The sequence below is a fragment of the Nostoc sp. ChiSLP03a genome (genome assembly GCF_034531215.2).
GTDB lineage: Bacteria > Cyanobacteriota > Cyanobacteriia > Cyanobacteriales > Nostocaceae > Nostoc.
In genome coordinates this window covers 24553-49664 of sequence record NZ_JAVRBQ020000030.1, presented here as the reverse complement: position 1 = coordinate 49664, position 25112 = coordinate 24553, and the positions used below count along the sequence as shown (strand labels likewise).

The window sequence follows — 25112 nt, the reverse complement described above, 5'->3', positions numbered from 1 at the left end:
TAGGGAAGGGGGGCTAGGGGGGTTAGGTTTCCGAGGTCTAGAAGTTACTAAAAATACTTTTCAAACATTCTCTCAGAGCAAGGATTATCGGGACTAAAGTCCTTACTACAAACTTGAAATTTATTTATGCCTAGATACTTAGCAGTTTTTAACTGTCTAGAATCAAAGACGTTTGTGGAAGAGAAAGCTTTTGTTCTTCCATAACGTATTACATAGATATGAGAATCTTTATAAAGTTAATAAAGCTTAATCTTAAAAAGTTTGTTTTTTATTACAAAAACAAAGATTTTTGTATAAGGCGTCACTTTTTACTAGTAAACTATCGCACTATTATCACACTTTAAAGTTTGATATTGTCAGCTTTCTATTAAGTTAGCTGATTCATCTACAGGAAAATTCATACAAAGATGAGAAGACAATTTAACCGACGCAAGTTTATAATCTACGGTTCTTTAACTTTTGGTAGCAGCTTTTTTTTGAAAGCTTGCGCGAATAATTCTCCAACTGCGACAGAAAGTCCAGCCGCACCTCCTGCTGCTTCCCCAGCTGCGGCTACTGCTGGTGACACCATCAAAGTAGGTATTTTGCACTCTTTGAGTGGTACGATGTCTATTAGTGAAAAAAGCGTTGTTGATGCTGAAAAGTTAGCAATCAAAGAAATTAACGCAGCTGGTGGTGTCTTAGGTAAACAAATTGAAGCAATTACCGAAGATGGCGCTTCTAACTGGGATACTTTTAGAGAAAAAGCAACTAAGCTAATCGATCAAGATAAAGTCGCTGTAGTTTTTGGTTGTTGGACTTCTGCTAGCCGCAAAAACGTTAAGCCAGTATTCGAGAGCAAAAACCACATGCTCTGGTATCCTGTGCAATACGAAGGTCAAGAGTGTTCTAAAAATATTTTCTACACTGGCGCTGCACCCAATCAACAAATCGAACCATCTGTTGATTGGCTGTTAAAAAATAAGGGCAAAGAATTCTTCTTAGTTGGCTCTGACTACGTTTTTCCCCGGACAGCTAATACCATCATTAAAGCTCAACTGGAAGCTTTAGGCGGAAAAACAGTTGGTGAAGATTATTTACCTCTTGGTAATACAGAAGTTACACCAATTATCACTAAAATCAAGCAAAATTTGCCCAATGGCGGCGTGATTTACAACACTTTAAATGGTGATAGCAACGTTGCTTTCTTCAAACAATTAAAAGGGGCTGGATTGACACCAGATAAATATCCCTCTATGTCTGTAAGTATTGCCGAAGAAGAAGTGAAAGCAATTGGTGTAGAGTATCTCAAAGGTCATTATGCAGCTTGGAACTATTTTCAAACAATAGACACACCTGCTAATAAGAAGTTTGTAGCAGCTTTCAAAAAAGAATACGGTGAAAATCGGGTGACAAATGACCCAATGGAAGCTGCCTATATTGCAGTTTATTTGTGGAAACAAGCAGTCCAAAAAGCTGGTACTACAGATATAGCTAAGGTAAGCGCTGCGGCTTATGGTCAAACTCTAGATGCACCTGAAGGTAAAGTGACAATGGATGCCAATCATCACATATCCAAAATTGTGCGGATTGGTCAAGTAAGGCTAGATGGTTTATTTGATATTGTCTATGCTACTCCAACAGCAGTTGAGCCGGTTCCTTGGAATCAATTTGTAAAAGAAACTAAGGGATTTGCTTGTGATTGGAGTGACCCTGCTAAGGGTGGTAAGTTCAAGAAAGTTTAAGTCAATTAGTCATTAGTCATTAGTCATTAGTCATTAGTCATTGGTGAAGAACAAAGGACGAATGATAAATGACCAATGACAAATAAGGAGAAATAAGTGTTAGCAGGATTTTTAGAAGCTGTATTTAATGGGATTAGTATTGGCGCGGTATTATTAATCGCGGCGTTGGGACTGGCGATTATATTTGGCTTGATGGGCGTTATCAATATGGCGCACGGCGAATTGATGATGTTCGGTGCTTATACAACATTTGTTGTGCAAAATGTCTGCAAACAATTGGGTGGGGTGTGGTTTGAAGTTTATATATTTTTGGCTTTGATTATTGCATTTATATTCACGGCTGCTGTGGGATTGATTTTAGAAAAAGGTGTGATTCGTTATCTCTATGGCCGCCCATTAGAAACTTTATTAGCAACTTGGGGAGTAAGTTTAATTTTTCAGCAGTTTGTTCGCAGTGTGAATTGGGTATTGATAATTGGTATCGGCTTATTTTCTCTGCTGTTTTTTGGAGGTTTATGGATTTTAAATTCTCGCACTGATTTGGGAAGGGTTCGTAACTGGATTGTGGCGGTGATATTTTTATTATCGCTGGGGGTGACAATCACAACGGGCAATTTCTTGAGTCAAACTTATCAGTTAGCAGTAACTCAACCTTGGTTTGGCGCTCAAAATGTGGATGTAACAGCACCGACTTGGTTACAAGCAGGGATATCTTTAGGTGGTGTACAATTACCCTTTGCCAGATTATTTATTATTGCTTTAACAATCATCTGTGTGGCAGGAATTTACTTATTTTTACAGCGTTCTAGCTGGGGTTTAAGAATTCGGTCGGTGACACAAAACCGGAGTATGAGTGCTTGTTTGGGTATCCCAACTCAAAAGGTGGACGCGATTACTTTTGCACTGGGTTCTGGTTTAGCTGGTGTGGCGGGATGTGCGATTAGTTTACTCGGTTCTGTGGGGCCAAATACGGGACAAAACTATATTATTGATACTTTTATGGTGGTTGTCGTTGGAGGTGTGGGTAATTTAGCCGGGACAATTGTGGCGGCGTTGGGTATTGGTACGGCTAATTTTTTAATTGGTTCTGGGACTTTGGCTTTGTTGTTGACTCCTGTTAAACCTTTGGTAGATTTCTTTACTTTTTTTGCCACGACAAGTATGGCCAAGGTGATGGTATTTGCGCTGATTATTGTGTTTTTACAGTGGAAGCCTGGGGGAATTTTTCCGCAGAAGGGACGTACTGTTGATGTTTAACGAACCGCAGAGACGCAGAGGACGCAGAGAATGAGGAAGAGGGGAGGAAGGTTATTAATTGAGGCGGGGGTGGTAGTCGCGATCGCACTCCTGCTTATAATTATCATGCCACTGCTGCTGTCGGAGTTTCGCCTAAATTTGTTGGGGCGATTTTTATCGCTGGCGATCGCAGCTTTGGGTATCGATTTGATTTGGGGTTATACTGGTTTACTAAGTTTGGGACATGGTATTTTCTTTGGTTTGGGTGGATATGCGATCGCAATGTACCTGAAGCTGCAAGTCCCTACTGGAGAATTGCCTGATTTCATGGGGCTTTATGGGGTTACAGAACTTCCCGCCTTTTGGCAACCTTTTTATTCTTTTCCTTTGACAATAGCTTTGGTGGTATTAATTCCGGGGTTGTTGGCGGGATTATTGGGATATTTGGTTTTCCGAAATCGCATCAAGGGAGTTTATTTTTCCATCTTGACTCAAGCCGGAACGATTGTATTTTTCAACTTCTTTAACGGTCAACAGCAATTTTTCAACGGTACGAACGGACTGATAGATTTTACAACTTTGTTTGGCGCAACGGTGAGCGATGCCAAGACGCAGTTTATTTTCTACACGCTGACGGTAGTGTTTCTTGCAGCCACCTACGGAATTTGTCGCTGGTTGACAACTGGACGCTTTGGGAAGTTGTTGATAGCGATTCGTGATGATGAAAGTCGGGTAAGATTTTCTGGCTATGACCCTACAGATTTTAAGGTGTTGGTGTTTGCAGTTTCCGGTGCGATCGCAGGTATAGCAGGAGCATTTTACACCATTCAGAGTGGTTCTGTATCACCCAGAGCAATGGATATTGCCTTTTCGATTGAAATGGTGATTTGGGTAGCAGTAGGCGGACGCGCTACTTTAATTGGCGCGATTGTCGGAACTTTGTTAGTAAATTATGCCCGCACTTTTTTAAGCGAACAATTTGCCGAAATCTGGCTATTTTTCCAAGGCGCACTATTTTTGATAGTCGTCACAGTCCTTCCTGACGGTATTGTGGGATGGTTGCGCAGTCAGAATATTTCTCTTTTCCACCGTCGTCAAGAAATTGCGACATATCCCACCTTAGAAGAAGACCCCGAAGTGCAACATGAACGCGAAAATATTGGAAACTGAAAATGTAACTGTTAGCTTTGACGGTTTTAAGGCTTTAAACCAGCTTAACTTTAGTATGAATGTGGGGGAATTACGAGTCGTAATTGGCCCCAATGGTGCGGGAAAGACAACGTTTCTAGATGTGATTACGGGGAAAGTTCAGCCAACCGTGGGGCGAGTTTTATTCAAAGGTAAAAATCTACGTTCTTTACCTGAATATAAAATTGCCCGATTGGGAATTGGACGCAAGTTTCAAACACCTCGAATTTACCTGAATTTAACACCACGCGAAAATTTAGAAATTACCAGTCATAAGAAGAAAAATGTCTTTTCTACTTTGTTTGAACGTTCTCATGCTGTGGAAAAGAATCATATTAAAGGATTATTAGAAACTATCGGGTTAACTTTTAAAGCCGATATCAAAGCAGCTTTACTTTCTCACGGAGAAAAGCAACGTTTAGAAATTGGAATGTTAGTAGCACAGTCTCCAGATTTATTACTTGTTGATGAACCAGTTGCTGGTTTAACAGATGAAGAAACTTACAACATCGGCGAACTCCTTTTAGCACTAGCGCAGAGTCATTCAATTTTAGTAATTGAACATGATATGGAATTTGTGCGTCAAATTGCCAAGAAAGTAACGGTGTTACACGAAGGTTCGGTGCTGTGCGAAGGTAATTTTGAAGAAGTGCAAAATGACTCTCGTGTGATTGAAGTATATTTGGGAAAACAGGAAGAATGAAAAACCCAGTTGCACTTTCTATGCACCTGCTGATTCTGGTCTATTTGCGCTGTTAAACACCTGCTCTACTGTTAGCGCCCAATCAGCAATTACTACTGATTCCATGCAAGTTGCACCTGTAAATATCTTATCCTCATACTGCCCGTCCACCCACTGACAAATAGTAATTTGTTGTATCTGTGGGTCAACAATCCAATACTCTAATATTTCCCTAGCAGCATACTCTGTCCGCTTATAGCGATAATCACGAACACTGTTTGCCGTCCCCGGAGAAACAATTTCCATCACTAGCGTAGGCGGCGGCATATCACGGGTGAGGGTAGCGCGAGTAGCACCGATAAGGGCAGCATAAGATTCTTCTGTGTGAACCATTAAGTCAGGTAAACGACATCTCGCCCGTCGCCCTGCTACCTCAATTTCTGTATCTTTGTGAGCAATTAAATAAAAGGGGAAATATTTTAGTAGTTCAACGAATAGAAATCTTGCCAGATTGCTATTTTCCTGACTTTCTGGTGGCATCTCGACTAGTTCTCCATCCACCAACTCATAGCGCGTGTCTGTACCATCGTCATAGGTAAGATATTCTTCAAAGGTCAGCAGTTTTTGAGTTTTCGTCCTTTGGGTCATTTGCTTTGCCTTCTTACCCTACACAGACTACCACTGAATGTTATTGCCATTCTAATCGAATACCGTTCAGTTAAGGAGAATCGTAGCTTGAGGAGCCACTGCCCTATTTCAGTTGTGAAAAATATCAGTGGTGGCTGTTATTTGACTACACTTGACAGTCAACAATCACTGGTAAACCTTATGCTACATTAATATTACAATTTATTAGACGAATTCCCTCATGTTTACTCGTTTTGAGATGCTATCTAGACGTGCATCAGAGTTGACAAACTGCTTCTACTGTGGCGCTTTCCTTCCAGCAATATCTGGAGAACACATCTTCAACTCATCTTGGGGCGGTTCATATAAAGATAAAAACTTGATTTGCTGTCAATGCAACTTTAGCTTTTCAAATTCGACAGACAAAGCTTTTCTTATTTATGTGCAAGCTGTAATGAATTCATGGGTATTCAAAGGAGAACGTCATCAGGAAGTACCTAAAATCATTTTAGAAAATGAATACTTTTTAGATCAAGGCGCCAAGCTAAAGCTTAAACAACCTCTTATTGAAGACGAAGTTTTGCCTGATAAAAGTATAAAATCACGTCTTATTTTCAATTCTAAAAGTGAAGCCAAACGTTGGATAGAAGGAGATGGTATTGCTACTTGGCTGGGAAGGACTCCATCAGCCGAAGAAAAAGAAAAACTTAAGAAAATTATTATAGAGGCACAGCTAAACATAACAGATGCAAAACCTCAACGAACCTCAACTCAGCTAAATCTTCGAGAACAATATCGTTCTACAGCACATACAATTCTTAAATGTCTTGGATTTTTCTTGCCAGAGTGGGTTCAGGGAGATTTGACTAAGCCAATCCGAGAATTTGCTAGATATGACAAAGGTGATTGGCGGACTTTTGCCATTGAGACTAAAGAATTTTTTTCAGTAGCTGAACAAGCAACAAGAATTTTGGGTTTAGGAGTTCAGCATAATTCAGTAGAAGTTTACTGGAATTCTTCGACAAAAATGGTGGTTGGAGTATTGACTATTCTTAACCGTGTTAAGAGATCGGTTGTCATTGCCCAAGATTACTCTGGTTCAGACTCTATTCTATATGTTGTCAAAGGTACACACGGTTCTAAGAAACCGCCTGATTCAGTATTTATTGAAATTGATTTTAAGCAATTTTCTCTACCCCTATTGAGTGTTCAATATTTTTCATCTCCCAACAATCTTTGCCAGTATTTCCGTGATGAACTCGCAGTTTTAATGGAAATTTACTATCCAATTGATGCAATTACAGCTCGTTTAATCCAAGAGATTGAAAAAAACAATAAGAAAAATTTGAAACTTGACCAGGTAAGTTTAGAAGAGTACCTAAACTTATTTTTGAGCTTTCTCCTAGATTTAGGCAAAGTTGTTGGTACTTCTGTAGACATGAGTAAAGCTCGTTCTAAGCTTCTTGAGTATGGTTTCGCTAACCAAGCTGATCAGCACATTGGAAAATTGTATACAGATCCAGATGTTGAATTTTTCATGACACTTGCTTTTGAGCGCATTGTAAAAGACTTTCATGCTGGGGTGCATAGTGTAGGCTAACACGGCGTTGCAGCACACGGAAGGGAGATCCTGGTGCTTAGATATCTATGCAAAAGTCCTTAACATCCCACCCTTTAATTTCCTCCCCAAAGCATTGGGGAGGGAAGACAAAGCTTAATTTTCTATGCAGTTTTCTCATTTTTATCTGATGCTTGCTCTGCAATATTTTTTAAGCGGCTTGCTCTCATTTTGCGGAGGCGATCGCTATTACGAACACCACCCGCCATTTCATATTCAGCGCTGTCTTTGCCGTACTTGATAGCAACCACCATTAACATTTTCTCAGAAAGCTGCTTCAAGTTTTTTTCCATCTCTTAAACTTCTGTTAAAGTAGAGTCAACTATAGCCAGAGCGCTATTATGAACATCAATTTTATTACGTAACTGTTCGATTGAATCAATCAGTTTTTCTAAAGTATAATCTTCTTCAAATTTAATGCTGGGAATAATCGATTTCATCCCAGATGCTCTTAATTCAGCTTTTTCTAAAACGCGGGATGTACGCTTTTGACGAGACATAATTTTTCTCTTTTAAGATATTTCTAAAACTAGCTTGCCTCAATTAAACCCGATTCCGGTTCAGCATAAATCGCAAATTCTCATAATAAAATTTTTAGCTTATACCAGTAATATCTCGGTATATAATTACTCCTGTACGAGAGCAAGAGGTAGAAAACACAAGAGTAGTCGCTACAAACTTGAGAGTAGTCGCTACAGGCTTGGGTGTAGTCGCTACAGACTTGGGAGTAGTCGCTACAGACTTGGGAGTAGTCGCTACAGACTTGGGAGTAGTCGCTACAGACTTGGGAGTAGTCGCTACAGACTTGGGAGTAGTCGCTACAGTATTTTAATAAAGCTTACTGGTATATCTCTTATCTTGCAGCACAATCTAAGGGCAGCGATGGTAAAGTCAAATATATGTGGAGGTGGTAACTATGACTCAAACCCTACCCAAGTTAGTAACCTTTGAACAATTTATCGAGTGGTACCCCTCAAACGGGGCGCGATATGAACTACATAAAGGAGTCATTGTAGAAATCTTCGCCCCAACTGGTGAACACGAAAATGTTGTTGGATTTTTGGCGGCACAGATAACCTTCCAGTTCTTGCAAATGGGACTTCCGTTTCGCATCCCCAAAACTGCCTTTGTCAAAATTCAGAGCAATAACTCAACCTATTCTCCTGACATTTTGCTATTAAATCATGACAATCTCGTGAATGAACCTCTGTGGAGCAAGCAATCGACTGTTATTCAAGCTGCATCTATCCCACTAGCTGTTGAAATTGTTAGCAGCAACTGGCGAGACGACTACTATGACAAGTTCAGGGATTATGAAGAGATGGGGATTCCTGAGTATTGGATTGTAGACTATGCCGCGATCGGTGGCAAAAGATTTACTGGTAATCCTAAACAAAAAACTATTACAATTTGTGAATTAGTTGACGGAGATTATCAAATGACTGTGTTTAGGGAAAATAATCTTATTGCATCGCCTTTATTCCCCAAACTCAACTTTACAGCACAACAAATTTTTGATTCTGCTTTCTAAGTTTCGGCTTGAACGTATCGCGGCAGTCCAAAATATAACCAGATTCACAATTAGCTGCTAGTAACAGATAAGCTTGGCTTAACTGCTACTTTGCATTAGCTTCGCAACACTTTATCAAAGGTTGTTTAGCTAAATTCTCTAAATCTACGGATTTAAGCAAATTCATCCACTCCACCGCTAGAGTTGGATCTTCAGGTTTGCTAAGACGTAATTCAGCTAAAGTAGTTAAGGCATCGAACCAAATACCATTTTCGGCATAAAGGTTTACCCGTTGCTGAGGAGTTGCTTGCTTCAAGCTATCTACTAATTGAGGATTTGGATTGACTCGTTGCACCCATCCTTCCACATACTCTCGTTCTGGAGGTTGTTGTGGATTGCAAATGACTTTTATCTTAAAAAACCAGTGATACATCTTGTCTACTTGCAATGGAGAAGCATTTGCGTTTAAGCGTATGCTAACAATTCCTGGTGTTTCTGGTATTGTTACTATTGTTCGGTAAAGAGTTTGACTTGATTTACCTGACTCATCTTTGACAACAAATTCAATGGAATCAATTAGAGACTTTTGATAGGGGACAAAAAACCAAAAATTTGGATATTCCTCATTTGTCAAGCCCCAAACTTTAGTAACAGAAACAGCTTCTGTTTTTCCTTGATTGACCGTCTCTTTGTATATAGGTACAAGTCCAACTATAGACTGATTCCCAACACCACAACCGCGACTTGCAGCCCCTCCGCGATCGCCTGCTGCACCCCTGTCTGGAGGAGGCGGGGGAGGCGAAAATTTCTTAGGAGTGACCGCTGCAACTGGTGTCATCCAAATCATTGGAGAATAGGCGATAATTCCCCACAAAGTCATTCCCACCGCCGCGATTAATTGCATTTTTTGCCAATAGCTTTTCATCTGAATTCTGACTCCTGAATTCTGACTTGTTAAATATTAATTTTTAAATTTGATGTTTAAATAAGTTGTAGCTATTAAACTATTAACTACTAAAGCCAACATAGCAGGAATTAGCGGAACCCAACAACTATATACAATTAAAAATATAAAACAACTAACGTATAAACTAATAATGGCTATTCCTCCTGCCAAGCTTAAGTAAATGAATCGGTGCAGATAAGCAGTAAATAAACCGCCTAAAAAAGACCAACCCCAAACCCAAATAACCTCACCCCAAAGCGGCCAAGTCCACAACAGAGGTTTTCCGTCCAAAGCAGCACTGAGCAGTTGACTGACCATCTGGGCTTGTAAAAATACTCCTGGTATTGCGTGTAATTTTCCTTGAGGAGTGATGTAGGGAGTTAACCAGTAATCACCAAAAGTTTCTGCTGTTGTGCCAATAATGACTATTTTGCCTTTGACTGCATTGGCATTTAGCTTACCTCTTAACACTTGTTGTAAGGTCATACTTGGTGCAATCGCTTCTGGTGAAGGAGAAGAACGATAATTTAATAAAATTTGGTGTCCAAAAGCATCAACTCCTTGATAACCTCCGGTATGAGCTTCTATTGGTTTAAATGTCACCTTCCCTAATTGCCATGCGCCATCAGGGGTAAATTGCAACCGAATTCCTTTCGTATATAGGTAACGCAGCGCCAGTTGAACGTTCAAGGCATAGGGCGCAGTACAAGGAGATGAAGGCGCAGGAGTTAACGCTAACAGCTGGCGACGCACGACATTATCTGAATCTACGGCAATATCGCTAAAACCGAGATTCTGTGAAGAAACTTCTGGGGGTGGTTTTACACCTGGTTTTCCGGCTTGAGAATCGCTGAGTTGACATACCCCGACAAAGCGATCGCTTTTTCGCATCCTTTTTGCCAATGCTGGATAATCCTTATCCACTGGATAATCTCGGTATATATCCAAACCAATAACTTGTGGTTGATATGCCTCTAATTTTTCTAACAGTTTGGCAAGTGATTTGTCTGACAACGAACCTTGAGGTTTTTCCGGTTTTTGCGCCTGGACATCTTCTTCAGTTACAGTGACAATCAGTAGGCGTGAGTCTGGTTTTTCAGCAGGGCGCAAGCGTACCAGTTGGTCAAATGCACTTAACTCTAATGTTTGCAGCACGCCCAAAAACCTTATCCCAATTAATATTACGGTTACTACCATGCTCGTCAGTAAGATCGATGAGAAGCCAAGCCGATTTGTGGTTCTTCTAACAGGCGTGGTTTGAGACAAAGATGCAGGAAGATTGGGTGGATTTCTAAACAATTCCCGCCAATTCAACGGCATCTCAGCCGGATTTTGAAAGATGACAGGCAACCATGTAGCACAGGGAAATTGGTTTTCTAGTCCCTGTAACCTTTCTCGTGCTTCCCTGACGGCTAAATACAACGAGCCTCCCCGCGCAAAGGCTTCTAAAAAATACTTTAAAAACTGTTGCGCGACGCGATCGGGTACAGGCTCTCGCATGACGATAATTTGGGGAATATGTAAATCTGCAAACTCCCATGCCAACCCCAAGCCATCACAGGAATTGAAAATCGCTAGTTTTAGACCTCGCTCTACTGCCTTTTTTAAGGCATACTTTAACTGGCTAATTGTGACACTTTCTGTTTGATTAATGTAGATTTTTCCAGTTTGATTCGTTTCCTGAGTGGAACTATGTCCGGCGAAAAATAGAATTTGCCAATTCTGCTCCCATAGCTGATCGGTCAGGTCAAGACATTGTGGTTCAACTAAAAAAGTAATATCTGTATTGGGTAACAAATTAAGCAGCGCTTGGTCTGCTTTGGTATCAATACCTTGACTGTTACCCAAAATCGCTAAGATTTTTACTTTGTCGGATGTAGTTGCTATGCGGTTAAGATTGACTTGTTCGTAAGCAGGAGCGCTCAAGGCGATTTCCGCTTGGGGATAGCGTTCTAGCAAATCCCAAAGATGCCAGGGAAATTTCTGTAATCGCAGGTCTTTGGTTTGTAAAAGCATCCGAATATTATCCGCAAGCATGAGTTTTTCTAACAATTTCTCGCGGATGGAACGAAAGGAATCGGAAGCAAGCCAAGTATTAAAACTTACTTTAAATTCCTCACTCACCTGCTGGCAGTATTCGAGGCTGGGAGCTTGGTTAAGTTCTTTAGCTAAACCAATCGGACGAGATGGCAGCCTTAAATTACGATAAATAGATTGCCAACGATGATAATCGCGGAGAATCTCTGGGTTGGGGGGAAGTTCACCTGTGATTTCCACAGTCGGGCGGACATTTTCATCGCCAATCTGTAGAGTCACGGTAAACCCTTGTTCAAAGTTTCCCTCCCCTAACTTTAAGATGATTAACTTGTCCACAGCTAGTTCTCCCTAGATGTTGAGTACACCCGTAGGGGCAGGGCACTGACCATTAAACTTAAGCTTAAACGCTTGTTGCACATACGCTTTACCCCCCTAACCCTCCCCGTATCTATTGGGGAGGGAACTAGATTTCCGGCTTTTCCCCTTACTTAATCCTGCCCTTGTAAAGGGGAGGGAACTAGATTTCCGGCTTCCCCCCAATACACGGGGGGATTGAGGGGGGTAATTTGACTTGTGTGTACACCGTAGCCCCAAGGCATCCGGGAGGGGCGGTTTTAGCTTTAGACAAAACCGAGGTAGGGTGACGCTGTGAGTAACCATAAGCAAATGAACTCAATATCACGTCTTGACAAGGGTTTCAGGTTAAACTGACACTTATGGGCACTATCGTGCCCTTACACCCTGCTGCTATATATATCTTGGTTGCTAAATGAATTGCCTACTGTGTGTAGTTAAATTCAGTGTAAGAGCAAATAATACAGGCTGAACGTGAATATTTTTGAAGGTTCAAACTTAAAACCGCAAAATCTCTCGGTCATAATCTTCAGGAGTGGGTTCTATTTCCCAAACCAATCCTTCTCCTAGTTCCAAAATTACTTCTAAATACAACATATCTACAGCAGTTGTTGCCGTATCTTGATTATTTTCAAAAGTTTGTAAATCTTCCGTTAATAGTCGGAGCTTAAACCCAGCCGGAATTTGACCATCAACAGTTGTACTTCGCAATTCAAAACGCCAAACATAATCCTCAGAAGCGCTTTTAGGGAAAATGCGTAACTCGTATGTTTGCTGTGCAACTATTATTTGCCGAGACAAGCCGAGAACTGGTTCTGCACTCCGCATTCCGGCAGGTACTACAACGAATTCTCTTTTTTCCCATCCCCACTGTTGAGCTAAATTAGTTACTCCTGTCTGCAACCATTGCGGAATCGATTGCTGTATGGCTAAACCCTGACGCAGTTCATACAACTTTTTTCGCCAACCGCTATGTGCCAAGAGCGCACCCCAGAGTGAAAATGGAACTGCTAAACGTGGGAATTTTACATTGCGATCGCCTAATCTTTCTAAAAGGTTTTCTGCCTGGGTTTTGCCAATCGGATCTAAAGGTGCAATCTCAGCACGTAAGGCTTCTGAGCTATCGAGTTGGCGTGTAACCCACAGCACATTAATATCTGGAATTAAATCTTCACTTTCCAAACTGTAAGTGCGATCGCCAGCATCATAAACCCCTTTTGTTTTCAGAATTTGATGGGTTGTGTAACCAAAAATCTTTATCCAGCCATCATCGGGATTAACTTGTACTGCTATGTAATAATCAGCAATCCACTCAGGTATATCTACCCATTCTTGCGGTACGCGCAACTCATCGTCATCCATTGCCAGGGTGGGAATTAATACCAGGCGATCGCGATCGAAAGTAATAGCTGTGCCATTGACTACTTCCCAAAAACTCGGCAATGCCGCACTGTGAGGATAAACCCTGGCGCTGGGAGCAATTTCCTCTTTAAACCAAGGCAAAAATGCTTGCAAGCATTTTTGATTTATCCACCCGCGTTGACAAGCACCAGCTGTTGAGTATGGTTGTTCTTGCACTTCTGGAGATTGGGTAATTTCCAAGTATAAATGCTGTGAGTCAATGGTGAATGGGTGAGGTGGGTTCAACATAGGGACTTCCAAGTAAAAAAATATTCAATCGCAGAGGGAGAAGGGGGACAAGGAGGACAAGGGGGACACAATACGGTTTCGGTTATGATCCCCCCGCCTACGGCGACCCCCCTTAAGAAAGGGGTAAAAGAGGCTTGGAAGCCCTCCAATTTATCGGGGGGTTGGGGAAATCTTCAAAATATGAAAATGTTAACCGAACCGTATTGCAAGGGGACAAGGGGACAAAGAAGAAAGAAGTCTAGTTGAGTAGACAAATTGGATAATTTATTTTTTGGAGTTCCCATAAATAATTTTAGAATGGCTCCATATAAAGACCATGTTAGGGAAAGGGGAGGCATTGTGGGGAAAAGGGTAAAGGGTAAAGGTATGGAATTTTCCCTTACTCAGTAACCTTTAACATGCACCCCAACATCAAGGCAAAAGTAACTTTTGCAAGATGTCTACTGAATTTGGGTCTGGCTATATTGGACTTTGAGCCATTCCTCTAAACTTGTGTTTATGGCATCTACTACGTCGGATTTCGGGGAAATATGCAAGGTGTTTTGACTCCATTGTGTGAGAGTCAGGAGCAATGACTTTTTAATGCTGCTCAGGCGACGAGAAACAGTATATTGCTTCATTTCTAACTGGGCAGCAATTTCTTGTTGAGTCAGTTGTTGAACGTAGTAAGCTTGTAGTACTTTTTGGGACTCAGCATCGAGTGCAGCGATCGCTTTGTGCAAAACTTGGTTTAACTGAGCTTGCTGCGATCGCATATTCACAGCTTCTTCCTGCTCAATAATTTCCGTTAGTAAAGATGTTTGCAAATCTACAGGCAGTATATCTAATAAATTACCTTCATCTTCTTTGAGGGGAGCGTCTGCGGAAACAAACTTAGGATAAAGGAAATTACGGGCAGCTTTAGCAGCAGATAATACCCAGGTTTCTATGGTTTGCTGATTGACTGCGGTAGTGGGCGAACTTAATCGACTGAAACGTTCTGCATTATAAAGATGACTAATAGCCTCCCAAGTTTGAGCATCTGGTTTGGTCAGCTGACGAATTTTTGTATTATCACCCGTGTAGAGTTCCTTAAAGCATTCCCAGGCTAAAACATAACTCTCGATGCTTTCTTTGTTAAATCCGGCATTTTCTAATGACCGCACTAGTCGTTTGCGGCTGAGTTTGTGCAATAATGCCCAGTCTGAGCAAATGTCTGCTTCCCGTTGTAAGCGCACTGCATCTTTGATAATCGATTCAAAAGTTAATTGTGCGTAAGCTTTTAAATGCGAACTGTATTGAGGATTGAAAGTTTTGAGTATTTTGTTAATATGAGCGATCGCCATCTGAAAACAATCGGCTACAGACGACTGCGTGGAAAAGTTGAGGGCGAATTTCCTGGCAGTCCAATAGCACACCTCTTGTAAATAAGCAGAAATATGTGCAAGTGCCACAGCACTAGATTGAGTCTGCCAAACTCTATACCAGTAAAGCGCCCAAAAGGTATCTGATTTCTCAGTTGACGACTCCTCCAGGCAAAATTTCATACTACGTCGCAGTTTGGCATCTGTTGCCCAACCACTAAATTGATCTAGATCGAATTGCACAAACGTAGAAAAGATTTCAATAATGCCCTGTCGGGGTTGCATGGAATACTTGCCGTTGTTTGAAACATAGCTGATTACAATTATACAGCCAGAGGTACAAAAGCTAATTCCTTGCTGCGTAAGGATTTTACAGATTTTTCCAAAACTTTCTTATCCAAATGCATAAAAACTAAAAGTCATCGTAGAGAGTGATATGCAGAGAAGTTCATTTAAAAAGATGCTTTCTTTGGGGACTAGCGGAATCATTGAATAAGTTCGTCAAATACAGAACAAAATTTCGATAGTTACAACCGCAAATTTATCCCACAAATATGCAACTTCTTAAAAGTTACCTAATTATCTCTGCATCACCTAATTAACCAACATCAACAACAAAAGGAGTCAAAAATGACTGTCTACGATGATATCGGTGTTCTGCCTTCTACCCCTGTTACCCGCAATGACTTTAATTTAAATGTTTTAGATTCCACTGATGTCTTTGAGTTCAGAATTGACACCACCCAAAACATAAATTTGTCTCTGACAAATATCAGTGCTGGTGATGATGCCGATTTGCGCCTTTATCAAGATAACGGTAACGGTTTCTTTGATACAGGCGACCAACTAGTTGATTCTTCCAGAAGAGGAAGCAACCAAGATGACTTCCTTAATCGTCGAGCAGACGCAGGTACTTATTTTGCCGAAGTCAGTCGCTTTAGCACTTCATCAGGCGATGTAAGTTACAATTTAGCCTTGTCTGCAACTACACCAAATTCGACAAGTGGTTTCAGCAATCTTTTGCCTAGAGAGTTTGCACTTGGTGACTTGTCAGGTGATGTTACCCGCTTTGGGACAATAAGTAATACCAACACCACAGATACTTACGAATTCTCTCTGGGATTATTTGAGGGTGTCGACATTACACTAAGCGGACTCCAAAGTGATGCTGACATCCGACTGATTGCGGACTATAACAACAATCGTATTGTTGATGTAGGCGAGGAAGTTGCACGTTCTACTAGGGGTGGTATTACATCGGAATTAATTTCCAACACTAATCTTTCTGGTAATTACTTCTTGCAGGTCAATCAATTTAGTAGTATACAGACTGCTTACACCTTAACTTTTGACCAATTTACCACCACCGATGCTTAAGTTTAGGCATTAGAAGTGATAGGCGGTAATTGAAAGCATTGTAAGGTAATGCTCTCAAGTGTACGTAAATAGTCTTGCGGCAGAGAATCATACTTTAACTTTGCCGCTTTATTCCAAAAACGATCACTGCACTTATCAAATATTTCAACAAAATAGTCTTGAAATATGACTAAAGCTTTACAACAAATAAGCGATGTCTACGACAGGCATAGCTGCATCTCGGTCTTACCTAAAGAAATTATCCCATTTTTGGCTAGTTACAACCTGATTGGGCAATTGTTATCTCAGAGCATTATCGAATCTGCGATCGCACCAATCACCTGCACACAAGCAGAAACATCTCATGCTCTAGAGCAATTTTATCAGCATTGGGATTTAACAAGCGAGCAAAAAATCCAAGATTGGTGTTCGCGTTATTGTCTGACTCAAGAGCAATTAGAACTTTTCGCAACCCGAAAGCTCAGAGTTGAAAAGTTCAAGCAAATAACTTGGGGACATCAACTAGAATCTTACTTTATCAAATACAAAAAACATTTTGATAAAGTCATTTATTCTTTAATTCGGACTGAAAATAGAGAAACTGCCAACGAACTATTTTTCCGAATTACAGAAGGGGAACAGTCATTTGCTGAACTAGCGCGTGAATATTCTCAAGGGGCAGAAGCTGATACAGGCGGCATCGTCGGCCCAGTAGAACTTGGTACTATTACTCCCAATTTTGCTCAGTTACTTTGCACAAGGCAAGTGGGTATAGTTCAACCACCCATACCCTTTGGAGAATCATGGATCATTTTACGTGTGGAAAAGTTTATAACTGCACAGTTGGACAATTTTATGCGCCAACGATTACTGCAAGAAAATTTTGAAACTTGGTTTCAACAGCAAGTAAATCAACTGTCACCGGAAGAAAAAACCTGGATGTGAATCATACCAATTCAAAATTAAAATTTTCAACTACTCTTCTTCTATCACTCTCTGGAAAATATTATGATATCGAACTCTATCGGGTAGACTAATCTGCAATTATCAAGTTGATTTACTGATTTGAATTTCCGAGGTTAGATTGTCCTATCTCGATTCAGATCGAAGAGCTAACTACTCAAAAATCTGAGCTAAAAAGTTGAATACAATATAACGTCGGGGCAAGTGCCCCGATTTTTTCATGCATAAGGATTTGACAGCTTTTTCAAAATTTTTCCGTTCTTAGTGCATAAAGACTAAAAGACATCGTAGAGAGTGATATGCAGAGAAGTTAATTTAGAAAAATGCTTTCTTTGGGGAATAGCGGAATCATTGAATAAGTTCGTCAAAAACAGAACAAAATTTTGATGGTTACAGCCGCAAATTCACCCCACAAATATGCAACTTTCTAAAAGCTACTTAATTAGCTCTAGACGATCTAATTAACAAGTTAGGCTAATCTGCAATTCTTAAGTGTATTTAGTAACTTACAATCAAGGATAAAACTCATGTCAAAAATTATTTCTACTAACGCCGCTGTTGTTGCTCAAGAACAACTTTTCACTAACCTAACACCAGAAGAAGCGTCTGTCATTGAAGGAGGATATAACCTCTATGTAAGTAGTATAATTTGCCTGAAAGATGGTGCAGATACTTTTAGCCAGGATGATGTTTATGCTAACGTCACTGTTGATGAGATAACCAGTAGACTCGATGTAGGTGGTATGAGTGCAGGAGATGGTAAAAATCTCGGTTGGGAATTTAACTTTTTTGAAAATGCAGAAATCAGCTTTTTCGATAGTGATTGGCCAGATTCTGACGACGCTCTAGGCGGTTTTTCCGTCTCTGGCCCAACAAACGGCATACAAAGAACTACTATCAGTGGGGGCGGTTCTAGATACAGAGTATCTTACTCAGTCAGTTGAGGAGATTACAAACCGACCTGAGTAGTACCATTTTGGATTTTAGATTTTGGATTGTAAAAGAGTTAGTGACTAAGCTTTTGGGCGATCCATATATCGCAATCATTTTTCAAATTGGTAGAAGTTTCCAGAAATAGCTCAGTATTCGGATGTCTAGGTTTGACCAACTAAATATCATCTTTAGTCGGGGATAAAACCCCGACTTCTCTTTTTATATTAGCTTTTGTATTGACAATAAAATACCAAATAGTCTTTCAACATCAATACGCTTGGGTTAGCGTCAAAAACCTTAAGTTGTTTAGTAGCGTGGTAAGCTTAATTTATTGGGTTGAGTAGTTATGTTAATGATTGAATTTTGGTTTTTATGAGTTTTTTAAACCCAACATTTTAAGCATGTCACCTAGTAGGTTAGCTTGAGGAACGAAACCCAACACTTCCTTGATTGCCTAAGCATTTTACAGATTTTTCAAAAAATTTTCTGATTTAAGTGCATAAAGATTAAAAGTCATCGTAGAGAGTGATATGCAGAGAAGTTCATTTAGTAAGTATCACGAAAAAGATGCTTTCTTTGGGGACTAGTTGAATCATTGGATAATTTCAGCAAATGCAGAACAAAATTTCGATGGTTACAGCCGCAAATTCATCCTGCAAATATGCAACGTGTCAAAACTTACCTAATTCTCTTTGCATAATCTAATTAAACAAGGAGAAAAACCATGTTAAATATCGACAGCATCACTTCTACTTCTAACTCTTCTGTTGTTAGTCAAGAACAACTGTTCACCGAATTAACTCCCGAAGAAGGAGCAATTCTTGAGGGAGGAAAATATATAGTTTTAATTAGAGATGCCGGTCCAGCTAGGGCCAGCTTGCCTGCCCAGGGTCCCGATAATGCTTTTGCTCTCACCATAGCCAACCCGACGGTTCTTCAAATAACAAATAGCACTAAGTACAATTTGTTCTATGACTTAGCCTATGATGATCCTAGCGCTGGCAGTAATCTTCCCATTGCCCCAGGACAAGTTTCAGATTTTCTAGGTCTAGATCCAATAGCCATAGCAAGTTGGGATCTTAGTCTACTGCTACCAGGGGTACAAAATCAGACTCAGGAGCTAGCACCAGGAAGAAGATATGAATTTTACGAAGCCTAACTGAACTGGTTGTCTGACATCCTAAAAAGTCCCTACTCAGTTAGACCTAATAGTAAAGAGTAGGGTGGACATCTTTTAGCGATCGCAATCGGTGCGTCTTGAGGGACTGCCAAGCGATCGCTCTTATCAACTACTTTTGACTATACCCCAAGCAGTCAAAGGTTTGAATGGAAAAACTAAACACTTAATACAATCGGGTCACAAGACTCGATTGTATTTTCTCGCCAATCATCATACCAGAAGATGAAATACCAAATAGTCCTTTAACACAGTGAAGAAGACTGTGGCGCTGCAAGTCTTGCCACAATTGCCAAACACTACGGACGCACATTTACCCTCAACCGCGTCCGAGAAGCCGTAGGCACAGGTTCTAGAGGAACATCCTTGCTAGGATTGAAGCGGGGTGCAGAAGTACTAGGATTCAACGCTCGCCAAGTTAAAGCCAGTCCCCAAGTAATCGACCAATTAGATCGAGCTCCCTTACTAGCAGTTATCCACTGGAAAGGCTACCACTGGGTCGTATTATACGGGCAAAAAGCCAAAAAATACGTCATTGCTGACCCTGGTGTTGGTATTCGTTATCTTACCCGTCAAGAGTTAATGGCGGGTTGGGGTAATGGCGTAATGCTGCTGCTGACTCCAGACGACAGTCGTTTTTATCAACAAGAGTCAGATAAAATTGGCGGTTTGGGAAGATATCTGCAACGGGTTTGGCCTTATCGTTCTATTCTCGCTCAAGCGATCGCCATTAACATCGCCATTGGATTGCTTTCTTTGGCATCTCCTTTTATGATGCAACTGCTCACCGATGATGTCTTAGTCCGAGGTGATACCCAACTACTAACGACTGTGGCCATTGGCGTTATCGCCATGAACTTAATTAGAAGCGCCATTAGTTTAGTCCAATCTCACCTTATCGGTCACTTTGGTCAAAGATTGCAATTAGGATTAATTCTAGAATACGGACGCAAACTCTTACATTTACCCCTATCCTACTTTGAAGGACGACGCAGTGGGGAAGTTGTCAGCCGTATTGCCGATGTCAAGGCCATCAATAATTTAGTTTCCCAAATTGTCCTCGGATTACCCAGTCAATTCTTTATTGCGGTAATTTCCTTGGGTTTGATGCTCTTTTACAGTTGGGAACTAACTCTAGCTTCTATAGTTGCATTTATGGTTGTCACGGGTGTTAACCTGCTTTTCTTACCCGCGATGCGGCAGAAAACCCGAAATTTAATTGTTTCTGGTACAGAAAACCAAGGCTTTTTAGTAGAAACATTTCGCGGCATCCAAGTATTAAAAACTACCCAAGCCACTCCCCAAGCTTGGTCAGAATACCAAGGAAATTATGGTCGCCTTGCCAATTTGGGCTGGAGTATGATGAAACTGGGACTGTATAGCAGTACGGTTACTGGTATTCTTTCCACCTTCATTAGTATTGGCATCCTTTGGATGGGTAGCTATTTAGTCATTAATCACAACTTAACAATTGGTCAATTAATGGCATATAACGGCATGAGTGGCAACTTTCTTGGCTTCTTAGGTGCTGCCATCGGCTTAGTAGATGAATTTATCACAGCCCAGATAGTCCTGCAACGCATGACAGAAGTGATTGACGCTACCCCAGAATCCGAGAATGATTTTAAAAAGCCTTGGGCAGAAATTCCTGGTCATGCAGATATTACTTGCACTGAACTTAACTTTCATCATGCAGGTAGAGTTGACCTTTTACAAGATTTTTCCTTAACTATTCCTGGCGGTAAAGTTATTGCTTTAATTGGCAAATCTGGCTGTGGTAAAAGTACCCTGGCAAAATTGCTGACTGGTTTATATAAAGTTGAATCTGGCAATATTCGTTATGGTTTTTATAATCAGCAAGATTTATCTTTAGAATGTTTGCGTCAACAAGTGGTATTAGTTCCCCAAGAACCCCACTTTTGGAGTCGTTCGATTATTGATAACTTCCAGTTTAGCTATCCCCATATTAGTTTTGAAGAAATTGTCAAAGCTTGTCAAATTGCAGGTGCAGATGAATTTATTAGCAAACTCCCTGATAAATATCAAACTGTTTTAGGAGAATTTGGGGCAAATCTTTCTGGTGGACAACGCCAAAGATTAGCCATAGCCAGAGCCATAGTTACTCAGCCACCGATCTTAATTTTAGATGAATCCACGGGGCACTTGACCCAGTAAGTGAAAGACAAGTACTAGATAGACTTCTATCGCATCGTCACAATCAAACGACTATTTTAATTAGTCACCGTCCCAAGGTAATACAGAGAGCAGATTTAATTGTATTTTTAGAGCAAGGACGCTTAAAAATCCAAGGGACACCAGAAGAATTGCGCTCTTTACCTGGCGAACATTTAGATTTCTTAGATGATATTTTTACTTATCATAATGGGTTAACGCTGATATCTTCCCCGGCTCATCATAACGGTAAGACTGCCACTGTTAATTAAGAGAATTCGTAATTCGTAATTTGTAAAACATTATGGTTAGCAATACAAATTTTCTCCCCCCAATTCAAACAAACGAATTTCTCCCACCAATTACTCGTTGGACAACATGGGGCGGCATGTTTATTCTCTGCGTTCTCGGATTAGCTGTACCACTTGCGGCAATTTGTAAGTATAAGGTTACAGTCCAAGCACAGGCGGTTGTGCGTCCGGCGGGTGAATTGCGAATTGTGCAAGCGGCGACTGAAGGCCAGGTTATGCACATTTATGTCAAACAAAATCAACTTATCAAAAAAGGAGATGCGATCGCAACTATTGATGACTCCCGCCTACAAACCAAAAAAAGCCAATTGCAAACTAGTATTCAACAATCTAAGTTACAACTAGTGCAAATCAATGCCCAGATTAGTTCCCTTGATAGCCAGATTCGAGCCGAAACTGACCGCCTTAACCGGATTATTACTGGCGCTCAAGCGGAATTGAGCGGTCGCCGTCGGGAATACCAAGATAAAAATCTCACCGCTGTTTCCGAACTTCAAGAAGCTGATGCTAACGTCAAAATTGCTGAGAAAGAATTGCTGGCTGGGGAAGCACAGTTAAAAACAACACAAGCAAATCTCCATGCTGCTGAAGCTGCTTTGGGTGTAGCCCAGTCAAAACAGAAGCGATATGAGAGTGTAGCTAACCAAGGGGCGCTATCTCAGGATCAATTGGAAGAAGCACAATTATCTGCCAGACAGCAAGAGCAAGCGGTAAAGGCACAACTTGCAGCAGTAGAGGCGCAAAAACAGACAATTGAACGGTTACAACAAGCGGTATCTGCTGTGATGGCCAGAAGACAACGCGCCCAAGTTGCCGTAAATCCAAGTAATGCAGCTGTAACTGTTGCTACTGAGCGAATTGCTCAAGAAAAAGCCGGAGGGGAAAGCAACAAAGCAACATTAGAAAAAGAACGCCAAACCCTAGTTAACCAACGGATTGAAATTGAAAAGCAGTTAGAGCATGATACTAGCGAACTCAAACAAGCCAAAATAGATTTAGCTCAAACCGCGATCGCAGCTACCGCCGATGGTATCATTTCCCAACTCAATCTGCGAAACCCAGGTCAAACTGTGCGTGCTGGTGAGGAAGTATTGCAAATTGTCCCCACTGATGCACCTCAAATTTTGAAAGCTGCCGTGGCATCTGAAGATCAAAGTAAGTTAAAAATTGGTCAAAAAGTCCAAATGCGGGTTAGCGCTTGTCCCTACCCAGATTATGGTACTCTGAATGGTCAAGTGCAGACGATTTCTCCAGATGCGATCGCTCCTCAAAAGAATGGCACAAATACATCGATGAATGGGACTACTAGCCCAAAAGCTACTGCGCCTGGTGCTTTTTATGAAGTCACAATTGAACCGGAAACTCTGGTTTTAGGTCAAGAGAAAAACCAGTGTCATATTCAATTGGGTATGGAGGGTAGGGTTGATATTATTTCCCGTGAAGAAACTGTGCTGCAATTCTTTCTCCGTAAGGCGAGGTTGATTAGTGATTTGTAACTTTTAAAATACAGCAACCTACTGGTAGCATCAGCGTATAGGATTGATAAATATTAATTTTCCGGCTTTTGCTAATGAACAATGCATTTGGTAGCTGGCAAGAATGGCTAACAGTATTCATCTATCTAGGTTTTACCGTCTTGATTATCTGGCGCGTGTTTACCGCCGAGAAGAATTAAAAAAGCTGCATATCATCTCACCAGGGCCTTTTTGCTCAAAAGGCAAAACAGTCCCAGTTTGTTGAACCTTGACTCGTTCGCGACAATTGTAAACCTCTGTAGGTCTTTTTATGCCATCTACGCTAACAATTGCCTTGTATTCCCAATAATTTTTGGCACTTCGGCTGATACTGAGAATGCAAATCTGGTGGCGTAGACCGTCGTAGACAGAGTAATTACGGCATACAGATGCAAAAGCCGGATCTTCCACGGAGAAAGGTAGTATTAATAGCAACATAAATATTATGTATTTAATCCTGCTCATAAAAATTTTTTAATATTATTTGGAAATATTATTAAATTTTTCGACCTTTTGAGTTGATTCAATTACTTTTCCTAAGTTTGACAGACTAGAGATCGCAACTCCATAGCACACAAAGCATGAGAGCAGCAAAAAAGCTCACAATGCTTTATGTGCTATTTTCCGTTAAAGTTTACTAAGCTCAATTGAACCATGCCCAAACGCCTCTTTTACTTTGAGGGTCAACATCTAGTACAACACGGCTTACATCAACCACACATTCCAAATAAATGAAGCAGTTATACTGTATACCTGTTTGAATACGTGAATTTTAAATTTTGAATTCCGCCTTGCGGTAGTAGTGCGTTTGTTCATGTACCATACCCTAATACCAATTCGTAATATCCTGCGGTAAGCCGCACTTAGTGCGTCTATTCAATTGAGAAAGTCAGATTACATCTGGCTGGGTTCCCACCATTTGTATCTGTAGTCTAATTTTGGAAAATTGATATAACAACAAATGTGCAAAAAAAGTCAGTCGTAAGGACGATAAAATTGCAACCAAAAATAAAATTTGAGCAATCTGGGATTACACGCTGTTTTGCAGCAATACTGCTCTTTGGTCAAGTGTGGCTACATTTACTCCAAGGGAAAACCTACTATCGCAAGATTTTGCAACATCTTGTTACCGCTGGGCCAGGTTCTATCTCTCCAGTTCTCCTTGTCAGCGGTTTTGCCGGAATGATTTTTACTATTCAAACAGCGAGAGAATTACTACGATTTGGCGCTGTTGATGCAGTGGGAGGTGCTTTTGCCTTAGCTTTTTGTAGAGAATTAGCTCCAATTTTGACCGCTAGTATTATGGCGGGACAAGTAGGTTCTGCTTTTGCAGCGGAAATAGGTGCAATGCGAGTCACCGAACAAATTGATGCACTTTATATGCTCAAAACCGATCCAATTGATTATCTAGTACTTCCTAGAGTAATTGCTTGTTGTTTGATGGTGCCTTTGATGACGATTTTGGCTTTAGTTACAGGCATCATTGGCGGAGTTTTTGCCGCATCAAAGTTTTACCAAATTATTCCCGAAACATTTTTAGAATCAGTCAGAAATTTTTTAGAACCGTCAGATTTGTTTATTATTTTGCTAAAAGGGTTTATTTTTGGAGTGCTGGTTGCTGTCATTGGCTGTAGTTGGGGTTTAACTACTAGAGGGGGAGCAAAAGAAGTAGGAGAATCGGCAACAAAAGCAGTTGTTACTAGTTGGGTATCCATTTTTATTATGGATTTTTTCCTATCTCTACTGCTGTTTGAACAGCCTGCATTTTGAA

The 25112-nt window shown here is 40.7% G+C and carries 19 protein-coding genes and 2 pseudogenes; 14 read left to right on the top strand and 7 right to left on the bottom strand.

The annotated features are described in order from the left end of the window. The first annotated feature begins 407 nt into the window (after positions 1-407). The 4 genes from urtA to urtD all read left to right on the top strand — a co-directional run bounded on the left by urtA (position 408) and on the right by urtD (position 4851). On the top strand, positions 408-1724 hold the full coding sequence (gene urtA / locus RMY32_RS04500; protein ID WP_322697368.1) for an urea ABC transporter substrate-binding protein: 1317 nt from the start codon (positions 408-410) through the stop codon (positions 1722-1724). A 96-nt stretch (positions 1725-1820) separates the two neighbouring features. Continuing rightward, entirely contained in the window at positions 1821-2981 is a 1161-nt protein-coding gene (locus tag RMY32_RS04495) for an ABC transporter permease subunit (protein ID WP_322711687.1), read from the top strand. A 30-nt stretch (positions 2982-3011) separates the two neighbouring features. Further along, complete coding sequence (urtC, locus tag RMY32_RS04490; protein ID WP_322711685.1) at positions 3012-4130, top strand: urea ABC transporter permease subunit UrtC; 1119 nt, start codon at positions 3012-3014, stop codon at positions 4128-4130. Next, positions 4105-4851, top strand: a complete 747-nt coding sequence (gene urtD / locus RMY32_RS04485) for an urea ABC transporter ATP-binding protein UrtD (RefSeq protein WP_322711683.1) — start codon at positions 4105-4107, stop codon at positions 4849-4851. Before urtC ends, urtD begins: the two co-directional genes overlap by 26 nt. Positions 4852-4869: 18 nt before the next feature. On the opposite strand, the gene RMY32_RS04480 is transcribed toward urtD, so the two are convergent. Further along, entirely contained in the window at positions 4870-5478 is a 609-nt protein-coding gene (locus tag RMY32_RS04480) for a Uma2 family endonuclease (protein WP_322711682.1), read from the bottom strand. Positions 5479-5698: 220 nt separating this feature from the next. Here RMY32_RS04480 and RMY32_RS04475 point away from each other — a divergent pair, with 220 nt between their 5' ends. After that, on the top strand, positions 5699-7057 hold the full coding sequence (locus RMY32_RS04475; protein WP_322711680.1) for an HNH endonuclease: 1359 nt from the start codon (positions 5699-5701) through the stop codon (positions 7055-7057). 122 nt (positions 7058-7179) lie between these two features. On the opposite strand, the pseudogene RMY32_RS04470 reads toward RMY32_RS04475, so the two are convergent. After that, positions 7180-7575 (bottom strand): annotated as a pseudogene (locus RMY32_RS04470) (hypothetical protein). Between the two features lie 179 nt (positions 7576-7754). Between RMY32_RS04470 and RMY32_RS04465 the strand changes: the two are divergent. Together RMY32_RS04465 and RMY32_RS04460 are read left to right on the top strand one after the other, a co-directional pair. Beyond that, positions 7755-7907: a hypothetical protein gene (locus RMY32_RS04465; protein WP_322711679.1), complete on the top strand. Its 153-nt coding sequence runs from the start codon at positions 7755-7757 to the stop codon at positions 7905-7907. A gap of 84 nt (positions 7908-7991) precedes the next feature. Beyond that, the gene (locus RMY32_RS04460) at positions 7992-8606 is read left to right on the top strand and encodes a Uma2 family endonuclease (protein WP_322711678.1); all 615 of its coding nucleotides are present in this window, start codon (positions 7992-7994) and stop codon (positions 8604-8606) included. An 85-nt stretch (positions 8607-8691) separates the two neighbouring features. Here RMY32_RS04460 and RMY32_RS04455 read toward each other — a convergent pair whose 3' ends face one another. From RMY32_RS04455 to RMY32_RS04440, 4 genes are all read right to left on the bottom strand, one after another. Further along, positions 8692-9510 (bottom strand): DUF928 domain-containing protein, encoded by an 819-nt coding sequence (locus RMY32_RS04455; protein WP_322711677.1) that lies wholly within the window; start codon positions 9508-9510, stop codon positions 8692-8694. Between the two features lie 36 nt (positions 9511-9546). Next, positions 9547-11904: a CHASE2 domain-containing protein gene (locus RMY32_RS04450; RefSeq protein ID WP_322711676.1), complete on the bottom strand. Its 2358-nt coding sequence runs from the start codon at positions 11902-11904 to the stop codon at positions 9547-9549. Positions 11905-12420: 516 nt separating this feature from the next. Next, positions 12421-13572, bottom strand: a complete 1152-nt coding sequence (locus RMY32_RS04445) for a DUF1822 family protein (RefSeq protein ID WP_322711675.1) — start codon at positions 13570-13572, stop codon at positions 12421-12423. Positions 13573-14012: 440 nt separating this feature from the next. After that, complete coding sequence (locus RMY32_RS04440; protein ID WP_322711674.1) at positions 14013-15200, bottom strand: sigma-70 family RNA polymerase sigma factor; 1188 nt, start codon at positions 15198-15200, stop codon at positions 14013-14015. A gap of 345 nt (positions 15201-15545) precedes the next feature. Between RMY32_RS04440 and RMY32_RS04435 the strand changes: the two genes are divergently transcribed. The 6 genes and pseudogenes from RMY32_RS04435 to RMY32_RS04410 all read left to right on the top strand — a co-directional run bounded on the left by RMY32_RS04435 (position 15546) and on the right by RMY32_RS04410 (position 23323). Continuing rightward, on the top strand, positions 15546-16292 hold the full coding sequence (locus RMY32_RS04435) for a pre-peptidase C-terminal domain-containing protein (protein WP_322711673.1): 747 nt from the start codon (positions 15546-15548) through the stop codon (positions 16290-16292). A 165-nt stretch (positions 16293-16457) separates the two neighbouring features. Next, complete coding sequence (locus RMY32_RS04430) at positions 16458-17216, top strand: peptidylprolyl isomerase (protein ID WP_322711672.1); 759 nt, start codon at positions 16458-16460, stop codon at positions 17214-17216. A gap of 545 nt (positions 17217-17761) precedes the next feature. Then, positions 17762-18178, top strand: coding sequence for a hypothetical protein (locus RMY32_RS04425; RefSeq protein ID WP_322711671.1), 417 nt, complete (start codon positions 17762-17764; stop codon positions 18176-18178). 713 nt (positions 18179-18891) lie between these two features. Further along, complete coding sequence (locus RMY32_RS04420; protein WP_322711670.1) at positions 18892-19326, top strand: hypothetical protein; 435 nt, start codon at positions 18892-18894, stop codon at positions 19324-19326. A 243-nt stretch (positions 19327-19569) separates the two neighbouring features. Continuing rightward, positions 19570-21788, top strand: a pseudogene (locus tag RMY32_RS04415) (peptidase domain-containing ABC transporter). A gap of 32 nt (positions 21789-21820) precedes the next feature. Continuing rightward, entirely contained in the window at positions 21821-23323 is a 1503-nt protein-coding gene (locus RMY32_RS04410; protein WP_322711669.1) for an HlyD family efflux transporter periplasmic adaptor subunit, read from the top strand. Between the two features lie 159 nt (positions 23324-23482). Here RMY32_RS04410 and RMY32_RS04405 read toward each other — a convergent pair whose 3' ends face one another. Then, on the bottom strand, positions 23483-23779 hold the full coding sequence (locus tag RMY32_RS04405; RefSeq protein ID WP_322711668.1) for a hypothetical protein: 297 nt from the start codon (positions 23777-23779) through the stop codon (positions 23483-23485). 558 nt (positions 23780-24337) lie between these two features. On the opposite strand from RMY32_RS04405, the gene RMY32_RS04400 reads away from it, so the two are divergent. Then, positions 24338-25111 carry an MlaE family lipid ABC transporter permease subunit gene (locus RMY32_RS04400; protein ID WP_322711667.1) on the top strand — a complete coding sequence of 258 codons (774 nt, stop codon included), beginning with the start codon at positions 24338-24340 and terminating at the stop codon, positions 25109-25111. Position 25112 lies beyond the last annotated feature (1 nt).